Source organism: Roseivivax jejudonensis, from assembly GCF_900172265.1.
GTDB classification, from domain to species: domain Bacteria; phylum Pseudomonadota; class Alphaproteobacteria; order Rhodobacterales; family Rhodobacteraceae; genus Roseivivax; species Roseivivax jejudonensis.
The window spans coordinates 731,375-750,647 of record NZ_FWFK01000001.1; the positions used below are offsets into that span (position 1 = coordinate 731,375).

Annotated in this window: 14 protein-coding genes; 5 read left to right on the forward strand and 9 right to left on the reverse strand. The window is 68.3% G+C overall.

Annotated elements, in window-relative coordinates; genetic code table 11:
* Nucleotides 1–8: 8 nt before the first annotated feature.
* Both ROJ8625_RS03685 and ROJ8625_RS03690 read right to left on the reverse strand, forming a co-directional pair.
* On the reverse strand, nt 9–1,250 hold the full coding sequence (locus ROJ8625_RS03685) for an MFS transporter (RefSeq protein WP_085790468.1): 1,242 nt from the start codon (nt 1,248–1,250) through the stop codon (nt 9–11).
* Nucleotides 1,251–1,441: 191 nt separating this feature from the next.
* Complete coding sequence (locus tag ROJ8625_RS03690) at nt 1,442–1,867, reverse strand: tellurite resistance TerB family protein (RefSeq protein ID WP_085790469.1); 426 nt, start codon at nt 1,865–1,867, stop codon at nt 1,442–1,444.
* 116 nt (nt 1,868–1,983) lie between these two features.
* Here ROJ8625_RS03690 and ROJ8625_RS03695 point away from each other — a divergent pair, with 116 nt between their 5' ends.
* On the forward strand, nt 1,984–3,561 hold the full coding sequence (locus ROJ8625_RS03695; RefSeq protein WP_085790470.1) for a lysine--tRNA ligase: 1,578 nt from the start codon (nt 1,984–1,986) through the stop codon (nt 3,559–3,561).
* 24 nt (nt 3,562–3,585) lie between these two features.
* Here the strand turns inward: ROJ8625_RS03695 and ROJ8625_RS03700 are convergent, their stop codons facing one another.
* Nucleotides 3,586–4,479, reverse strand: a complete 894-nt coding sequence (locus tag ROJ8625_RS03700; RefSeq protein ID WP_085790471.1) for a CHAD domain-containing protein — start codon at nt 4,477–4,479, stop codon at nt 3,586–3,588.
* A gap of 100 nt (nt 4,480–4,579) precedes the next feature.
* On the opposite strand from ROJ8625_RS03700, the gene ROJ8625_RS03705 reads away from it, so the two are divergent.
* The 4 genes from ROJ8625_RS03705 (at nt 4,580) to ROJ8625_RS03720 (ending at nt 9,796) form a co-directional block, all read left to right on the forward strand.
* The gene (locus ROJ8625_RS03705) at nt 4,580–5,011 is read left to right on the forward strand and encodes a DUF4864 domain-containing protein (RefSeq protein ID WP_085790472.1); all 432 of its coding nucleotides are present in this window, start codon (nt 4,580–4,582) and stop codon (nt 5,009–5,011) included.
* Between the two features lie 161 nt (nt 5,012–5,172).
* Entirely contained in the window at nt 5,173–7,455 is a 2,283-nt protein-coding gene (locus ROJ8625_RS03710) for a glycosyl hydrolase family 28-related protein (protein ID WP_085790473.1), read from the forward strand.
* A 208-nt stretch (nt 7,456–7,663) separates the two neighbouring features.
* Nucleotides 7,664–9,319 carry a DUF6504 family protein gene (locus ROJ8625_RS03715; protein WP_085790474.1) on the forward strand — a complete coding sequence of 552 codons (1,656 nt, stop codon included), beginning with the start codon at nt 7,664–7,666 and terminating at the stop codon, nt 9,317–9,319.
* A gap of 141 nt (nt 9,320–9,460) precedes the next feature.
* Complete coding sequence (locus ROJ8625_RS03720; protein ID WP_085790475.1) at nt 9,461–9,796, forward strand: DUF2794 domain-containing protein; 336 nt, start codon at nt 9,461–9,463, stop codon at nt 9,794–9,796.
* A gap of 19 nt (nt 9,797–9,815) precedes the next feature.
* On the opposite strand, the gene metH is transcribed toward ROJ8625_RS03720, so the two are convergent.
* From metH to dnaN, 6 genes are all read right to left on the reverse strand, one after another.
* Nucleotides 9,816–12,476, reverse strand: coding sequence for a methionine synthase (metH, locus tag ROJ8625_RS03725; protein WP_200813270.1), 2,661 nt, complete (start codon nt 12,474–12,476; stop codon nt 9,816–9,818).
* Nucleotides 12,473–13,519 carry a homocysteine S-methyltransferase family protein gene (locus tag ROJ8625_RS21525; protein WP_200813271.1) on the reverse strand — a complete coding sequence of 349 codons (1,047 nt, stop codon included), beginning with the start codon at nt 13,517–13,519 and terminating at the stop codon, nt 12,473–12,475. The genes metH and ROJ8625_RS21525 overlap by 4 nt, the downstream gene beginning before the upstream one ends.
* A 187-nt stretch (nt 13,520–13,706) precedes the next feature.
* On the reverse strand, nt 13,707–16,124 hold the full coding sequence (gene gyrB, locus ROJ8625_RS03730; protein ID WP_085790476.1) for a DNA topoisomerase (ATP-hydrolyzing) subunit B: 2,418 nt from the start codon (nt 16,122–16,124) through the stop codon (nt 13,707–13,709).
* Between the two features lie 102 nt (nt 16,125–16,226).
* The gene (locus ROJ8625_RS03735; RefSeq protein WP_085790477.1) at nt 16,227–16,847 is read right to left on the reverse strand and encodes a LysE family translocator; all 621 of its coding nucleotides are present in this window, start codon (nt 16,845–16,847) and stop codon (nt 16,227–16,229) included.
* Complete coding sequence (recF, locus tag ROJ8625_RS03740) at nt 16,844–17,944, reverse strand: DNA replication/repair protein RecF (RefSeq protein ID WP_085790478.1); 1,101 nt, start codon at nt 17,942–17,944, stop codon at nt 16,844–16,846. The genes ROJ8625_RS03735 and recF overlap by 4 nt, the downstream gene beginning before the upstream one ends.
* A 102-nt stretch (nt 17,945–18,046) precedes the next feature.
* Nucleotides 18,047–19,165: a DNA polymerase III subunit beta gene (dnaN, locus tag ROJ8625_RS03745; RefSeq protein WP_085790479.1), complete on the reverse strand. Its 1,119-nt coding sequence runs from the start codon at nt 19,163–19,165 to the stop codon at nt 18,047–18,049.
* Nucleotides 19,166–19,273 lie beyond the last annotated feature (108 nt).

Sequence of the window (19,273 nt, forward strand, 5' to 3'; positions counted from 1 at the left end):
GCCAGGCGTCAGGCCGCCGCCATGACCGGCGCCCGCCGCTCCTGCACCGGCAAATGGACGATGGCGGACAGCGCCCCGACGCCGACACCGATCCACCACACCAAGGTGTAGTCCCCGGTCACGTCGTACATCTGCCCGCCCAGCCACACGCCCAGGAAGCTGCCGAACTGGTGCGAGAAGAAGACGATACCGTAGAGCGTGCCCATGTAGCGCACCCCGTAGATATGCGCGATCAGGCCCGAAGTGAGCGGCACCGTCGCCAGCCAGAGCGCGCCCATGACGAGGCTGAAGAGAAGAACGGACCCCGGCGTGATCGGCAACGCGATGAAGGCCGCCGCGGCGACCGTCCGCCCGACATAGATCGCGGCCAAGAGATACTTTTTCTGGTAACGACGCCCGGCCCAGCCGGCCGCGAGCGTGCCCGCGATGTTCGCCAGACCGATGAGCGAGATCGCCACCGCCCCGAGCGCCGACGTCGTGGTGATGCCGATCGAGTGCAGCACGCCACCCTGCAGGATCGGGCCGCACATCTCGGTCACGAGCGCGGGGAAATGCGCGGTGACGAAGCCGAGCTGGTAGCCGCAGGAAAAGAACCCGATGAAGATCAGCGAGAACGAGGGGTCTCGGACGGCACGGCCGAGGATCGTGCCCATCGACTCCTCCGGCCCGGTGCTGGCCGATGGGGGCGGCACGCGCATCAGCGGCAGGACCGCCAGAATGCCGAGGATCGCGCCGGCGAAAACCACGAAGACGCTCTGCCAGCTCATCAGACCCAGCATCCATTCGGCCAGCGGCGCCCCGAGAACCTGTCCTGCCGAGCCGGCTGCAGTGGCGATCGCCAACGCCATCGAACGGTTGTCGTCCGACGCCGCGCGCCCGACCACCGCAAGGATCACGCCGAAGCCGGTCCCCGCGATACCGAAGCCGACAAGCACCTCGAGCATCTGGTGCGCGGCCGGGGTCGTCGCCGCGCTCGACAGGACAAGGCCGAACGCATAGACCACCGCGCCGAGGACGATGGCGCGCCGGTCGCCCAGACGCTCTGCGAAGGCTGCAAAGATCGGCTGGCCGATGCCCCACGCAAGATTCTGGATCGCGATCGCCAGCGAGAACTCGGCCCGGAGCCACCCGAACTCCTCTGCGATGGGGATCTGGAACACGCCGAAGCTCGCGCGGATCGCGAACGATACCATGATGACAAGGCAGCCGGCGACGAGCACCGGCGTCACGAGGGGGGCGGGCCGTTCCATCGGCGATCTCCTGAGCCTGAGGCCGTGCCGACGCTACAGCCGCGTGCGCCGATCGCAATCGCCAATACGTGCACCGGCGCATCACGCGAGTTGATGCATCGCGAAGCGCGTGTCTCCTGCCGACCACGCGAGGCCGGCCGTAGCCCCTTGAGCGGGCGTTTTTCCCGGCCCCTCGGCAGCTCCGACCGCGATCAGGCGCGCAGGTGTCGCGCGCGGGCGCCTCGCTCGATCGCGGCGGCGTGCAGCCGGTCGAGGTCGAGCTCGTAGCGGATTTCCTCGAGGAGCCGCAATTCGGTCTCGGCGAGCGCACCGTCGGCGGCAGCGACATCGCAGGCCAGCGCATAGGCGGTTTCGTTCAACCGCTCGGGCAGGTTCTCGCGCAGAAGACCGAAGAGCGCGTCGAGCCCGTCCTCCTGGCCGAAAAGCTCGAAGATCAGCTGCGACATCTGCTGGATCCGGTCGCCGTCGTAATTCTCGAACACCGGCAGGATCGACACGGCCGACTGGATCTTCAGAAGCTCGGCGGTGCGGATATCCTCGTCCGAGGCGGAGACGGCGATCATGAGCGCCACGAGGCAGTCCTGCGGGCTCAGCGGGTGTTCGATCTGGTCGGTCATGGCCGGGCTCCGGTCAGGGCGGTGTGTCGGGCGCGACGTTATTGACCCGCCTCCCCCCCGGCAATAGGGAGCGGCTGCGGCGCGCTGCCGCCCGCCACCATCCGAGGAGCCCCGCGATGTCCGATCTGCGCGATGCCGCCATGCAGTCGAAGGCCTGGCCGTTCGAGGAGGCGCGCCGCGTGCTGAAACGGTACGAGAGCGGCCCGCCCGAAAAGGGCCATGTGCTGTTCGAAACCGGGTACGGACCGTCGGGCTTGCCGCATATCGGCACTTTCGGCGAAGTCGCGCGCACCACGATGATCCGCCGCGCCTTCGAGGTGATCTCGGACATCCCGACGCGGCTCGTCTGCTTTTCCGACGACATGGACGGGATGCGCAAGGTGCCCGACAACGTCCCCGAGCCCGAGGCGCTGCGCGATCACCTGCAGAAACCGCTGACCGACGTGCCCGACCCGTTCGGCACGCACGAGAGCTTCGGCCATCACAACAATGCCCGGCTGCGTGCCTTTCTCGATGCGTTCGGCTTCGAGTACGAATTCGTGTCGGCCACCGACTACTATCGCTCCGGGCAGTTCGACGAGACGCTGCTGCGCGCCGCCGAACGCTACGACGCGCTGATGGAGGTGATGCTGAAATCGCTCCGCGAGGAGCGCCAGCAGACCTATTCGATCTTCCTGCCGATCCACCCCGAAACGGGGCGCGTGCTCTACGTGCCGATCAAACACGTCGATGCAAAGGACGGCACCGTCACCTTCGACGACGAGGACGGTCGCGAATGGACGCTGCCGGTCACCGGCGGCAACGTGAAGCTGCAATGGAAGCCTGATTTCGGGGCTCGCTGGGCCGCGCTCGACGTCGATTTCGAGATGTACGGCAAGGACCATTCGACCAATACGCCGATCTACGACCGGATCTGCGAGATCCTCGGCGGTCGCAAGCCCGAGCATTTCACCTACGAGCTTTTCCTCGACGAGAAGGGCGAGAAGATCTCCAAGTCGAAGGGCAACGGGCTGACCATCGACGAGTGGCTGACCTACGCGTCGACCGAGAGTCTCGGCTACTACATGTACCAGAAGCCCAAGACCGCGAAGCGGCTGAGCTGGGACGTCATCCCGAAGGCGGTGGACGAGTACCACCAACAGCTGCGCGCCTATGCCGATCAGGATGCGGAAAAGCGGCTCGCCAACCCGGTCTACCACGTGCACGGGCACAACGTTCCGGCCTCGACGATGGTGGTGTCCTTCGCGATGCTGCTGAACCTGGCTTCCGTGTCGGGGGCCGAGGACAAGGAAACGCTCTGGGGGTTCATCATCCGCTACGCGCCCGACGCGTCGCCCGAGGCGAACCCCGACCTCGACGCAGCCGCCGGCTACGCGGTGCGCTACTATGAGGATTTCGTCCGGCCTCACAAGGTGTTCCGCGCGCCCGACGAGACCGAGGAAGCGGCGATGCGCGACCTTGCCGCGCGGCTTCAGGCGCACGATGGTCCGACCGACGACGAGACCCTGCAGACCATCGTCTTCGCCGTCGGCAAGGATCACGGGTTCGAGCCGCTGCGCGACTGGTTCAAGGCGCTCTACGAGGTGTTGCTCGGGGCAAGCCAGGGTCCGCGGTTCGGCGGGTTCGTTGCGCTCTACGGGATCGACGAGACGGTCACCCTGATCGAGCGTGCGCTGAACCGCGAGCTGGTCTGAACCCGGGACGACGGGGCACCGCGCCTAGGCGGCCGCGTACCACGTGGTGACGGCGCGGGCGACGTCCTTGCCCAGTTTCTTCGGCTTGCGAGAAAAAAGCGTTGCGCCGAGGACGAAGATTTCGTCCTCGAGCCGCGCCTTTTCCTCGCCCACGAGCCCGCGGAAGACCCGCGTCGGCACGTCACCAAGCGGCGCGCTCTCCAGCCGCGGGCCGAGTTCCACCAGATCGTGATGATCGCCCAGAAGGTCTGACAGGCGATCCGCCGCGGCTTCGCGTGCCGCCAGCGGCTCGGATTGTGCGTCGGACAGAAGGCGCATGTGATACCAGTGATATTTCACGCGCTTGCGCCACTCGTGCATCGCTTCGGCATCACGATCGTCCGCCGCGGCCTCCATCGCGTCGCGCGCGCGGGCGTAGCTCTTGATGAGGCCGTACTCGATCGCGTCGAAGCCCTCTTCGGTGAGGGTCCAGCCCTCGGCGCGGCCGCGCACCGTCCGCAGCGCGTCCGCCATCGCCGCCATCCGGTCGCCGAGGTCGCCGGCCTCGACCGCCGCCTTGCGGTCTCGGGTAAAGCCGGCGCGGAGCGGGGCGAAGGCGCTGCGCTCGAGCGCGGCGCCGTAACGCTCCATCAGCCGGTCGTAGCACTCGATCATCGCGGTCTTGTCGCGCAGGCCCGACAGATGACGCGCCGCATCGCGCAGCGCGGCGTTCTCGTCTGCGTATCCCGGAAACGCCCCGCGAAACAGGCGCAGCAGGCCGCGCAGCTTCTTGCAGCACTTGCGCGCCTCGTGAACCGACTCGTGCGGATCCTCTCCGGGGCTGTCGAGCGCGGAAAGCGCACGATCGAGCTGTTCGATAGCGACACGGCGCATGCCCTGTGCGAGGTCGGGTTCGGTCGATTTCAGCGTGTATGCCATCGCGGAACAAACGGTGCCTCGATGGCGGCCGTTCCCTTGTCAGAGCGCAAGCTTGCAGCATTTTGCAGAGAGGAGCGGAACACGGCAAGGGAGGACCGCCATGCTCGACCGTCTCGCAGCCCGGATCGCGGCTTGCCTGGCCCTGTGCCTCGCGCTGATGCTGCCGGCGCCCGCGACCGCGCAGGAGCGCCCGCGCGACCCAGACATCGAAGCGGTGATCGAAGGGCAGATGGAGGCGTTCCGCGACGGCGACGTGACCGGCGCGTTCGATTTCGCCGCCCCGGGCATCCGCTCGATCTTCCGCACGCCCGAGGTGTTCGGCCAGATGGTCGAGCGCGGCTACCCGATGGTCTGGCAGCCTGGAGAGGTCACGTTCGGCGCGCTGCGCGAGCGTGACGGCGGGCTGTGGCAGAAGGTCTATGTCCGCGACGACACGGGCGCGCTGCACGTTCTCGACTACGAGATGCGCATGATCGGCGACGGCTGGCGGATCGGCGGCGTGCAGATCCTCGAGGAGAGCCTCGCCGCCTGACGCCGCCGCACCGTCAGCGGATTTGCGCAACGGGGTCGCGCACGGCGCCGAAGGACCGCCGAAACCCCGCACTGGCACATCCTGTCCCGTCCTGACCCGGGCGCGCCCGCATCGGCTGCGGCGCGACGCCCCGGGCGCGCGCATGGGGAAAGGCGACAGCGATGAACAAGGCAATTACCGACGGTATCGTGTTCCAGCCCACGGCCTTTTCGGCCGGTCTCGGGGTCTGGTCGAGCGAGGACGGCACACCGGGCTCCGATACGTATGCCGGCAGCGCGACCGCGGCCTTCGTGCCGTCGGATGCCGATTTCGGCGGCGCGCTGGAGCTGCAGAAGACCGACGGCACGCATCGCGTGCGCTTCATGGGCGAGACGCCGATCTTGCCGGGATGCTACCTGCGGATCACGGCGCGGGTGAAAGCGGTATCGGGCAACCTTCCCGCGGTGCGGATCGGCGCCTGGGCCGCACGCGGCGACGGCACCCATCTGGGTGGCGTGACCGAGGCCGGGCCGGCGACGGCCCTGACCGCCTACGGCGAGGTCGTGCAGGTAAGCGCCATCGTCGGCACCGGCAACCGGAGCGGCGTCGACATGGTATGGGGCACGCAGGCGGCCTACGGCCATTTCGGCATCGATCTGACCGGGCCCGACGGCGGCATCGTCCGGGTCGACGATATCGAGATCGAGGACGTGACCGCCGCGTTTCTGCGCGACCTCGTTCCGTGGGTCGACGTGCGCGACTACGGCGCACGGGGCGACGGCACCGGCGACGATGCCGCGGCCTTCGAACTGGCTGACGCGGATGCGGACGGGCGCGCGGTCTTCGTCTCGGCCGGCAGCTACCGCATCGCCAGCTCGATCACGATGGATTCGCCCATGATCTTCGAGGGGCGGCTCCAGGCCACCACCGGCGCCATCGTGTCGTTCACCAAGAGCTTCGATCTGCCAACCTACATCGCCGCGTTCGGCGACGAGGGCACGGCGCTGCGCAAGGGCTTGCAGGCACTTCTGAACAACGCCGATCACGACAGCCTCGACATGGGGGGCCGGCGGGTGACGCTGGACGCGCCGCTCGACATGCGGGACGCAGTGCCCAACCGGTCGAGCTATGCCCAGCGGCGCATCCTGCGGAACGGCCAGATCGGCGCGGCGCCGGACGGCGACTGGGCGCCGGAGGTCGTGACGAGCCAGGCGCGCTACGCGGCCGAAGCCCCGACACGGCTCACCCAGGTGACGAACGTCGCCAACGTGCCGGTCGGAGCGCTGGTGACGGGGGCCGGCGTCGGGCGCGAAATCTACGTGCGCTCCAGGAACGTGTCGGCCCAGGAAATCACTCTCTCCCAGCCGCTGTCGGACGCCGCCGGCGTGCAGACCTATACCTTCACGCGGTTCCGCTACCTGCTCGACCTGTCCGGCTTCTCGCGACTCGACGCGTTCCAGATCGACGGCATCGAATTCCAGTGTGCGGAAGTGGCCAGCGGAGTCCTCCTGCCGCCGGTTGGCGTGGCGACCAAGATCCGCGACTGCACCTTCAACCGGCCGGGTCACCGCGCGATCACCAGCCACGGCGCGGGCTGCCAGGGCCTGATGGTGGAGCGCTGCAACTTCATGAGCTTCGAGGGCGGAACGCCCGCGCAGAACCGCGTGTCGGTCGCGATGAACGCCAACGCGAACGACATCAAGATCCGCGACAACCGCGCCTCCCAGTTCCGGCACTTCCTCGTCACGTCGGGCGCGCAGGGCCTGATCGCCGGCAACCACTTCTTCCAGGGCGACGCGTCGGCCAACGGTCTTCGGACGGCGGGCATCGTGGTGGCGCTGCGCGCGTGCAATACCTCGATCCTTGGCAACTACGTCGACAACTGCTTTGTCGAATGGACGAACGAACGCGAACCGGAGCCGGACTACGCCGGCGGGTTCGGCTTTGCCGGGCTGACCATAGCCGACAACGTGTTCCTTTGCTCGAACGTCGCGCCCAGTTTCTCTTTCATCGTGCTGAAGCCGTTCGGCCGCGATCACCGGCTGAACGGGCTCAACATCTCGGGCAACAACTTCCGCGCATCGGGGGTGGTGATCGACCGGGTGGAGCGCGTCGATACCAGCTTCGCACCGCTCGACGTCGGCGCCTCGCGGCAGGTGTCGGTGTCGAACAACAGCTTCAACAACGTGGAGTTCGCCATCGCGAACCCGCTGCGCGTTCGGCACGCCCAGAACAGCGTGGCCGATACCTGGGTGGTCGGCACCGGCGGGCGGCTGCCATTCGGCGGCGAGGCGCGCGGCGTCGACTCTCTTGTCTACCCGAGCCGGCTGCGCAACGGCGCGAACGTGAGCGAATGGGTCATGCCCTACGTCTCGACAGGTGAGGGACCGGACCGGGATCGGGTGCACGTGATCTTTCCGGAGGCGGTGCGCGGTGATCTCGACCTCGCGGTGCGGATGGACTGACGCGCGCGGGCGGCATGCGCCACCGGACAGGCCGCGGCACTCTCGTCGCGGCCCGTCCGGCGGCCCCGATCCGCGATACGCCCCGCCCGCGGGACGAGGACGCGACACGCGGTCGCGGCGCCACGCAAGGACGATGCACGACATGCGACGCCTCGACTCCACGCATACCGAAGTCTAGAACGAATAGTGAACAAACGCTGCTGCCCGCATGTCCAACCGCCGCATCCTCTCCCTCTGGTTTCCGCGCCTCGGGGCCGAACGGGCCATCCGGCTCGATCCCGGGCTCGACCGCGCGCCTTTCGCGCTGGTGCGCGAGGACGGCAACGCGCAGGTGCTCGCGTCGCTGTCCGCACGCGCCTCCGAGGCGGGGCTGCATCGCGGCCAGCCCCTGCGCGACGCCCACGCGATGTGCGGTGAGTTGCTGACCCGGCCAGCGGTGCCGCACCGAGAGGCCGCGTTTCTCGGCGCGCTGCACCGCTGGGCGGGCAAGTTCTCGCCCTGGGTCGCGCAGGAGCCCCCCGAGGGCCTGGTGATCGACCTGACCGGCTGCGCGCATCTCTTTGGCGGCGAAGCCGACCTGATGGCGCAGGTGGAGGCGGATTGCGCCGATCTCGGGCTGTCGGTGCGCGCCGGGCTCGCCGACACGCTCGGTGCGGCGTGGGCGCTTGCCCGGCACGCGGGCCATGGCGCGGGCTCGCACCGGTCGGGCGACGCGATCGAGCAGGAAGCGCGCGCGACCCGTGCGAAGGCTGGCAAGCGGCGGCACTGGGAGCGGGGCGGCGCCGCGCCGGCCACAGCCGCCGGCTCCGCGGGAAGCGGCCGCATCGCCCCGCCGGGCCGGGCGCACGGGGCGCTCGCGCCGCTGCCCGTCGCCGCGCTGCGCCTGCCGGACGAGACGGTGGAGTCGCTGGCGCGGCTGGGCCTGCGCCGGGTGCGCGACCTGACCGGGCAGCCCAGGGCCAGCCTCGCGCGGCGGTTCGGCACCGGTCTGGTCCAGCGGCTCGACCAGGCGCTCGGCGCCGCACCGGAACCAATCTCACCGGTCGCCGCGCCGCCGCGCCTCGCCGTCCGGATGACCCTGCCCGACCCGATCGGGCTCGAGGCCGACGTGATCGCCGCACTTGACCGGATGCTGCCGCAACTCTGCCGGCGGCTGGAGGATGCGGGCCGCGGCGCGCGCACGCTCCGGCTCGAGGCGCATCGCACCGATCAGAGCATGGAATGGCGCCATGTCAGCCTGGCACGGCCGTCCCATGCCGAGGACCGGATGCGCCCGCTCCTGGTGACGGCGGCGGCCGAGATCGACGCGGGCTTCGGCATCGACATGCTGCGGCTCGAGGCGATCCGGCACGAACCCGTGCACGCCCGCGCCAAGGTCGGCCACCTGGACGCGGGCCGCGCGGTGGCGGAGCGGCTGGCGGCGGGCGACGGGATCGACGACCTGATCGCCCGGCTCGGCACGCGGCTCGGGCTCGAGGCGATCACCCGCGTGCACCCCGCCGAAAGCCACCTGCCCGAGAAGGGCGCGTTGACCCTCGCCGCGGCGTGGTCGGAGCCGGCGCCGGCCTGGCCCGTTGGCGGGCCGGCGCGGCCGCTGCTGCTGTGGCGGCCCGAACCGGTCACCGGCGCCGAGGCGCCGGACCTGCCCGCCCGGCTGCGCTGGCGGGGCCGCGCGCACACCATCCTCCATGCCGACGGACCGGAGCGGATCGCCCCGGAATGGTGGCTCGACGATCCCGACTGGCGCACCGGCCAGCGCGATTACTGGCGGGTGGAGACCGAGGCCGGAGAGCGGCTGTGGCTCTACTATGCGCATGGCGGCACGATGTCGGCGGGCTGGTTCTGCCACGGCGCCTTTGCCTGACCGCTGAGCGAGCGGCACCGGCGCTTGGGGGCTCTGCCCCCACACCCCCGGGGTTTGCCGGCAAGATGAAGGGGATCGTGCGCGCACCCGTTCGCTCCGCCGCCCTTGATTTCGCGGGGCGTTCGCCGCAGATTTTAAAGGATGAACTCGCTCACCCCGTTTCCAGAGCGCGCGCCCGACGCGGTCATGTTCCAGCGCGCCGAACTGAACGAGATCCTGTCGCTCTATGGCCGCATGGTCGCCGCCGGGGAATGGCGCGATTACGGGATCTCGGCGCTCCGCGACGCCGCGGTCTTCTCGATCTTTCGCCGCGCGGCCGAGCAGCCGCTCTACCGGATCGAGAAGCGTCCGAAGTTGCGCGCCCGGCAGGGTCAGTACCAGGTGATCGGCATGGACGGACAGATCCTGAAGCGCGGCCACGAGCTTCGCACCGTCCTGCGCGTGCTGGAGCGCAAGCTGATCCGCGCCGTGGAGTGACGCCGCCGCGCCCGGCCCGTCAGGCCGTGCGCGTGGCCGCCCCGCGATCCGGGCGGTACCCCAGGTTCGGCGCGAGCCAGGTCTCGACATCGGCGATCGACATGCCCTTGCGCTGGGCGTAGTCCGCCACCTGGTCCGGGCCGATCCGCCCGACCCCGAAGTAGGCGGCGTCGGGATGCGCGAAGTAGAGCCCGGACACCGCAGCGGCCGGCCACATCGCACAGCTTTCGGTCAGGGTCAGCCCGGTGTGGCGCGGCGCGTCAAGCAGCTCGAACAGCGTGCGCTTTTCGGTGTGGTCGGGACAGGCGGGATAGCCGGCGGCGGGCCGGATGCCGCGATATTTCTCGGAAATGAGCGCGGCGTTGTCGAGCGTCTCGTCGGGCGCGTAGGCCCAGAGCGACCGGCGCACGCGGGCATGGAGCGCCTCGGCGAACGCCTCGGCAAGCCGATCGCCCAGGGCCTGGACGAGGATGGAGTCGTAATCCTCGCCGGCGGCCTTGTACGCCTCTGCGCGGGTGTGCACCTCGGGGCCCGACGTCACGGCGAAGCCGCCGATCCAGTCCGGCAGACCCTTGGGCGCCACGAAATCGGCGAGGCACATCGACGGTTTGCCCTTGGACTTCTGGCCCTGCTGGCGCAGCTGCGGCAGGCGTGCGCGCGCGCTCTCGCGGTCCTCGTCCTGCCAGACGAGGATGTCGTCGCCATCGGAATTGGCCGGCCAGATCGCCGCGACGCCGCGCGGGTCGAACCAGCCCTCGGCGATGATCCGGTCGAGCATCCGGCGCGCGTTGTCGAAGAGCTCGCGCGCCGCCGGTCCCTTTGCGGGATCGTTGAGGATCGCCGGGTAGACGCCGCGCATCTCCCACGTGGCGAAGAACGGCGTCCAGTCGATGTATTCGGCCAGGGTCTCGACGCTCATGTCGTCGATCACGGTGAGCCCCGGCACCTGCGGGCTGGCGGGCACGTAATCGTCCCAGCGCCCGTCGAAGCGGTTGGCGCGCGCCGTGGCGAGCGGCGTCTTCACGCGCTCCGTCGCGCCGGCGCTCGCGTCGCGCAGCACGCCCTGCTCGGCCGCGACCTCGGCGAGAAAGTCCGGCCGCATCTTTTTCGACAACAGGCGCGAGACGACGCCCACCGCCTTCGACGCGTCGTCCACATGGATCACGCCGTGATCGTATTCCGGCGCGACCTTGAGGGCCGTGTGCTTCTTGGAGGTGGTCGCGCCGCCGATCATGAGCGGCAGGTCGAAGCCCTCGCGCTTCATCTCGGCCGCGACCTCGACCATGCGGTCGAGCGACGGCGTGATGAGCCCCGAGAGCCCGACGACGTCGGCCTTTTCCTCGCGCGCGCGGCGCAGGATGTCCTCGGTCGGCACCATCACGCCCAGATCGACGACGTCGTAGTTGTTGCACTGAAGGACGACGCCGACGATGTTCTTGCCGATATCGTGCACGTCGCCCTTGACCGTCGCCATCAGTACCTTGCCCTTGGCCGAGGTGTCGCCGGCGCGCGCCTTCTCCTCTTCCATGTAGGGCAGCAGATGCGCGACCGCGGCCTTCATCACGCGGGCGGACTTCACCACCTGCGGCAGGAACATCTTGCCCGCGCCGAAGAGGTCGCCGACCACGTTCATGCCGTCCATGAGCGGGCCCTCGATCACGTCGAGCGGGCGCTCGGCGCGCTGGCGGCATTCCTCGGTGTCCTCGACAACGTAATCGGTGATCCCGTGCACGAGCGCATGCTCCAGCCGTTTCTCGACCGCCTGCTCGCGCCACTTGGGATCTTCCTTCTTGGCCGCCTCGCCGGAGCCGCGGTACTTGTCGGCGATCTCCAGCAGCCGCTCCGTCGCGTCGGACCGGCGGTTCAGCAGCACGTCCTCGACCCGCTCGCGCAGTTCGTCGGGGATGTCGTCGTAGACGGTGATCTGGCCCGCATTGACGATCGCCATGTCGAGCCCGAGCGGGATCGCGTGGTAGAGGAAGCACGAGTGCATCGCCTCGCGCACCGGATCGTTGCCGCGGAACGAGAACGACACGTTCGACAAGCCGCCGGACACGTGCACGTCGGGCATCGCCTCCTTGATCATGCGCGTGGCGTCAAAGAACGCGACGGCATAGTTGTCGTGCTCCTCGATGCCGGTCGCGACGGCGAAGATGTTGGGATCGAAGATGATGTCCCACGGGTCGAACCCGGCCTTGTCGACGAGAAGGTCGTAGGACCGTTTGCAGATTGCGAACTTGTGCTCGGCGGTCTCGGCCTGCCCGTTCTCGTCGAAGGCCATGACGACCACGGCGGCGCCGTAACGGCGGATGATCTGCGCCTGATGCAGGAACGCCTCCTCGCCCTCCTTGAGCGAGATGGAGTTGACGACGCTGCGGCCCTGCACGCATTTCAGTCCGGCCTCGATGACCTCGAACTTCGAGCTGTCGATCATCACCGGAACGCGGCTGATGTCGGGCTCGGACGCGATGAGGTTGAGGAAGGTCGTCATCGCCTGCTCGGAGTCGAGCAGGCCCTCGTCCATGTTGACGTCGATGATCTGCGCGCCGTTCTCGACCTGCTGGCGCGCGACGTCGAGCGCGGCGGCGTAGTCGTCGTTCATGATCAGCTTCTTGAATTTCGCCGATCCGGTGACGTTCGTGCGTTCGCCGATATTGATGAATGTCGCGATTCCGGTCATGCCGCGCCCTCCGCTTCGAACATTTCGAGCCCCGACAGCCGCATCCTCCGGACACGCTCCGGCACGCGGCGCGGCGCCTTGCCGTCCACCGCCCTGGCGATGGCCGCGATGTGGTCGGGCGTGGTGCCGCAGCAACCGCCGACGATGTTGACGAGCCCCGCCGCGGCCCATTCGCCCAGATGATGGGCGGTCTCGTCCGGCGTCTCGTCGTAACCGCCCATCTCGTTCGGCAGGCCGGCGTTGGGATAGGCACTGACGCGCGTGTCGGCGACCTCTGCCAGCGTGCGCACGTGCTGGCGCATCTCGGCGGCGCCGAGCGCGCAGTTCAGGCCGATGGAGAACGGGCGGGCGTGGCTCATGCTCGCCCAGAACGCCTCGGGCGTCTGGCCTGTGAGCGTGCGTCCCGACCGGTCGGTGATCGTACCCGAGATCATCAGCGGCGGGACGGCGACACCTTCGTCGCGCAGCGACTCGATGGCGAAGATCGCCGCCTTGGCGTTCAGCGTGTCGAAGATCGTCTCGATCAGGATCAGATCGGCGCCGCCGTCGATGAGGCCGCGCGCGGCCTCGCCGTAAGCGCGCGCAAGGTCGTCGAAGGTGATCGCGCGGAAGCCGGGGTCGTTCACGTCCGGGCTGATCGAGGCGGTCTGGTTGGTGGGGCCGATACCGCCGGCGATCCAGACGGGTCGGTCCACCGACGCCGCGGCTTCACGGGCGAGCCGGACGCTCTCGATGTTCATCTCGCGCGACAGGTCCTCCATGCCGTAATCGGCCTGGCTGACGGCGTTGGCGCCGAAGGTGTTGGTGCACAGGATATCCGCGCCTGCCTCGAGGAAGGCGACGTGGATGTCGCGGATCATGTCGGGCTGCGTCAGACTGAGCAGTTCGTTGTTGCCGCCGACATCGCGCGGGTGATCCGCGAAGCGGGCTCCGCGATAGGCAGCTTCGTCGGGGCGTTCGGCCTGGATCATCGTGCCCATCGCGCCGTCGAGCACCAGGATGCGCTCTGCGGCGGCTGCCGCGATATCGGACCTGTCGGCCATGGTGTCCTCGCCATATTACAGCTTTCGGCGCTGTATATATGCAACCGGCCTCAAGTTCATCCGCCGAAAGGCTGAATTCCACTCATGATGATTATGATAGGCGGCGTCGGGCGCCGCTTGCCCGGCGCACGGCCACGCCAAGCGAGGGCCTTGGCGCGCCCCGGGATCGGAGCGCGCCGACAACGCCTCAGAAGTCGAGGTTTTCGACCGACAGCGCGTTCTGCTGGATGAATTCGCGCCGCGGCTCGACGACGTCGCCCATGAGCTTGGTGAACAGGTCGTCGGCCTCTGTCACGTCGTCGATCTCGACCCGCAGGAGCGTGCGCGCGTCCGGATCGAGCGTCGTTTCCCAGAGCTGGTCGGGGTTCATCTCGCCCAGCCCCTTGTAGCGCTGAAGCTGGTTGCCCTTCACGCCCTCCTCGAGAATCGCGTCCAGCAGCGTCAGGGGGCCGTAGATATGCTGGCGCCGGTCCTTGCGCTGCAGGAAGGCGGGCTTTTCGTACACGGCCTTCAGCGCATCGGTGAAGCTGCCGGTCTTGCGGGCCTCGCCGGAGCGCAGCATCGTGCCGTCGAGCGTGCGGACCTCCTCGACGCCGCGCAGGATCCGCGCGAGCCGGATACCACGGTCCTGCGTGATCCGGCCCTGCCAGCCCTTTTCGTATTCCAGCGCGATCAGATCGAGCCGTTCGGCCACACGATCGGCCACCCCCTGAAGGTCCGCGTCGACCGCGCCGGGCACGAAGGCCCCGGCGATCGCCGCCTGTTCGAGGATATGACGCGGATAGTGCGTCGGAAAGGCGTCGAGCACGCGCTTGAGGCTGCGCGCCTCGTCCACCACGCGCACGAGATCCTGCCCCGTCACCTCCTCGCCGTTGCCCTGGATCAGAAGCGCGCCCTCGGTGCCCTGCTGGATCAGGTAGTCGTCGAGCGCCGTCTGGTCCTTGAGATAGACCTCGGACTTGCCGCGCGTGACTTTGTAGAGCGGCGGCTGCGCGATGTAGAGATAGCCGTCCTCGATCAGCTTCGGCATCTGCCGGTAGAAGAACGTCAGAAGCAGCGTGCGGATATGCGCGCCGTCCACGTCGGCGTCCGTCATGATGACGATCTTGTGGTAGCGCAGCTTGGAGATGTCGAACTCGTCACGGCCGATTCCGGTGCCGAGCGCCATGACGAGATTGCCAATCTCCTGCGAGCTCAGCATTCGGTCGAATCGCGCCCGCTCCACGTTGAGGATCTTGCCGCGCAGGGGCAGGACGGCTTGCGTGCCGCGGTCGCGTCCCGTCTGGGCAGAACCACCGGCGGAGTCGCCCTCGACCAGGAAAAGCTCGGTCTTCGACGGATCCTTCTCGGAGCAGTCCTTGAGCTTGCCGGCGAGGTAATTGACGTCCATCGCTGTCTTGCGCCGCGTCAGCTCGCGCGCCTTGCGCGCGGCCTCGCGCGCCAGCGCCGCCTCCACGATCTTGCCGACGATCGTCCGGGCCTCGTTGGGGTTCTCCTCGAACCACTCGGAGAGCTTTTCGTTCATCATGCTCTCGACCGCCGGACGGACCTCGGACGACACCAGCTTGTCCTTGGTCTGGGACGAGAACTTCGGATCGGGGACCTTCACCGACAGCACGCAGGTCAGACCCTCGCGCGCGTCGTCGCCGGTAAAGCTGACCTTTTCCTTCTTGGCGATCCCGCTGTCGGTCGCGTAGCGCGTGATGGTCCGCGTCAGCGCCCCGCGAAAGCCGGCCATGTGCGTGCCGCCGTCGCGCTGCGGGATGTTGTTGGTGAAGGGCAGCACAGTCTCGTGGTAGCTGTCGTTCCACCACATCGCGATCTCGACGCCGATGCCGTCGCGCTCTCCGGTCATGTAGATCGGCTCGGGCATCATCGGATGCTTCGAGCGATCGAGATACTTGACGAATTCCTTGACGCCGCCCTCGTAGAACAGCTCCGAGCGCAGGGGCTCGGCGGGGCGCTCGTCCTCCAGCACGATCCGCACGCCGGAATTGAGGAAGGCAAGCTCGCGAAGGCGCTTTTCCAGAACGTGGAAGTCGTAGTCGAGGTTCGAGAAGGTCGTCGTCGAGGCAAGGAAACGCACCTGAGTGCCCTGCTCGCCGTTCGCGTCGCCGACCTCCTTGAGGTGCTCGGCGGTCTCGCCGCGCTCGAACCGGGCGACATGCTCGCGCCCGTTGCGCCAGATGCGCAGCTCGAGCCAGTCCGACAGCGCGTTCACGACCGACACGCCCACGCCGTGCAGGCCGCCCGACACCTTGTAGGAGTTCTGGTCGAATTTCCCGCCGGCGTGCAGCTGGGTCATGATGACCTCGGCCGCCGAGACGCCCTCTTCCTCGTGGATGTCGACGGGAATACCCCGGCCGTTATCGGTCACCGACACGCTGGAATCGGCGTGGATCTTGACGGTCACGTGGGTTGCGTGGCCGGCCAGAGCCTCGTCGATCCCGTTGTCCACGACCTCGTAGACCATGTGATGCAGGCCCGAGCCGTCGTCGGTATCGCCGATATACATGCCGGGGCGTTTGCGGACCGCCTCCAAGCCCTTGAGAACCTTGATGGATCCGGCGCCGTACTCCTCGGCGCGCTGCGCTTCGTCTGCCATTGTTTTCCTTACCGGATTTTCCCCGGGATTATACGGATGCGGCCGGGGAATGTCACGCAAGCGACACAAGATTTTGTGTCCACGCGCCGTCCCCGACGCAGGTCAGGCAAAGGGGATGACGACGCCGACCAGAACCAGCGCCACGCCCGCCGAGACGTTCATCCGCCGTATCGCGCGGGGCGACGACAGCAGCCGGCGCGCCCGCCCTATGAAGCCCGCAAGGATCAGGTTGCCCAGAAGCGGCACCACCGCCGACAGTCCCGCGATCGCCAGCATGTCGAGCAAAGTCAGACGGGCGAGATCGAAGAACCCCGGCATCATGCCCATGTAGAACAGGATCGCCTTGGGATTGCCGAGGATCGCGGCCAGACCCGCGACGAAGCCCGCCCAGACGCCCGGGCGGGTCAGCCGGCTGTCTTCCGAAAGGCGCGCCCCGGCGTTCCGCAGGATCAGCACGCCCATCGCCACGAAAGTCAGGCAGGCGATCCAGCGCAGCGCGATCATCGCCCCGGCATATTGGTCGACGATCCAGGTCACCCCGAGGATCGCGAGAAACGGCCATACGACGTCGCCGACCATGACCCCGAGCGCCAGCGGCCAGGCGGCGGCGAAGCCGCCGGTCAGCGTCCGCGCGATCATCGCGACCCAAACGGGCCCCGGCGTCAGGAACAGGATCAGAAGCGCCCCGGCATACAGCACGAGCGAGGTGAGCGTGACGGTCATTCCGGGGTCGCTTTCGACAGGCCGGCCTCTTCGGTCACGGCGAAGCGTTGGGCCCGTGCCCCCAGATCGTCGAAGAGCTCGGGGCCGGTGCCGGTCATCCACGCCTGCGCGCCGAGCGCGACGATCTCGTCATAGAGACTCGCGCGGCGGCCCGCGTCGAGATGCGCCGCCACCTCGTCCAGGAGGAGAAGAGGCGCCGCCCCGATCTCGTCGGCGAGCGCGCGCGCGTTCGCAAGGATGAGCGAGATCAGCAGCGCCTTCTGCTCGCCCGTCGAGCTGTCCGAGGCCGGAACGCCCTTTGCTGCGAAGACACCGTGGAGATCGGCGCGATGCGGCCCGACGAGCGAGCGCCCAGCCTGAAGATCGCGCGCGCGGCTGTCTTCCAGCGCCACGCGCAGCGCGTCTTCGCCCTCGGGCATCTCGCCCTCCGTCTGGGTCAGGGTCAGCCCCGCCCGGGGAAACGCGGTATGGGCATTGGCCTGCGCGGCGTCGATCCGTTCAAGCGTTGCGGTGCGGTTGCGGTGGATCTGAGCGCCGGCGCGCGCCATCTGCGCCTCCAGAGCGCGGTACCAGGCCGGGTCGCGCACCTGGTCCTTGAGCAGCCGGTTCCGGTCTCGCATCGCCTTTTCGTAGTCGAGCGATGCCTCTCCGTGTTCGGGAAAGAACGACAGCGCCATCCGGTCGAGAAAGCGCCGGCGCCCCTCGGCACCCTCGATCCAGAGCCGGTCCATCGCAGGCACCAGCCAGAGCACCCGTGCCAGCCGTCCGAGTGCGACCTGCGGGGCGGTCTTGTCGTCGATCCGCACGCTGCGCGGCGCCCCGGCCTCCGACACGAAGGAAATCTCGTGTTGGGTGGTCCCGACCGCAAGCGTGCCCGCCACCTTCCACCCGAGCGACTCGGGCCGCCTGGCAATGTCCTGCGCCGCGGCACGCCGCATGCCGCGCCCCGGCGAAAACAGCGACACCGCCTCGAGCAGGTTCGTCTTGCCGGCGCCGTTCGGCCCGAACAACGCGACCGGACGCGCATCGAGCGCAAGCACGGCACGCTTGTGCGAGCGGAAGTGCGACAACGTCAGATCTGTGAGATGAAGCGGCATCGTGCGCGACTTAACGCGCGGCCATCGCGGCTTTGCAAGCAAAAGGCCCCGCGCACGGGGCCTCGTGGATGTCCGCGTCGCGCGGCTTGGGGGCAGGCGACCTCAGACCCGCATCGGCATCACGACGTAGACCGCCGAGGTGTCAGACCCCTCGCGCATGAGGGTCGGATCCCCCGAGGAATTGAACAGGAAAACGGCGTTCTCGCGGTCGACCTGGTTCGCGATCTCGAGGAGATACTTCGCGTTGAACCCGATCTCGAGCTTCTCGTCGCCATAGGCGACGGCGAGCTCCTCCTCGGCGTTGCCGCTGTCCGGCGCGGTGACCGACAGGACCAGCCGGTCCTCGTCGAGCTGAAGCTTGACCGCGCGGCTGCGCTCGGAACTGACGGTCGCGACGCGATCCACGGCCTTGGCGAACTCGTTCGCATCGACCTCGAGCCGGCGCGTATTGTTCTGCGGAATGACCCGCGAGTAGTCCGGGAAGGTGCCGTCGATTACCTTGGAGGTGAGCGTGATGTCCGGCGTCGCGAAGCGTACCTTGGTCTCGGATACCGACACGGCGATGTCCATGTCGTCGTCCTCGAGCAGCTTGCGCAACTCTCCGACGGTCTTGCGCGGCACGATCACGCCCGGCATCTCTTCGGCACCCGAAGGCACTTCCGCATCGATCCGCGCCAGCCGGTGACCGTCCGTCGCCACGCAGCGCAGGGCGCGACCATCCTCGCCATCGGCGATGTGCATGTAGACGCCGTTGAGGTAATAGCGCGTCTCTTCGGTCGAGATCGCGAACTTCGACTTGTCGAAGAGCCGACGCAGCACGCTGGCCTTGCACGAGAAGTTGGCCGTGTACTCGGACGAGGCCATGACCGGGAAGTCTTCCTTCGGCAGCGTCGCGAGCGAGAAGTTCGAGCGGCCGGCTTCGACGGTCATGCGTCCGGCGGCGCTGTCCTCGGTCAGCGACACGAGCGCCCCGTCGGGCAGCTTGCGCACGATCTCGTGCAGCAGCACCGCGGAGACGGTCGTGGCGCCCGCGCGCTCGACCTGCGCGACCGCGCGGTCGACCACCTCGATGTCGAGGTCGGTCGCCCGGAACTGGACCGTCTCGCCCTCGGCCTCGATCAGCACGTTCGCAAGGATCGGGATCGTGTTGCGCCGCTCGACCACGGACTGCGCCTGGCTGACCGCCTTGAGCAGCGTCGCGCGCTCCATGCTGAATTTCATTGCCTCTCCCTCCGGATGCGCCTGGATGCGTCGGCGGGCAGCGCACGCCCCCGCGCTCCGACACGTTTGCTCGTTTTGTCCGATGGTTTCACGGAGCCGTCAAGGCTG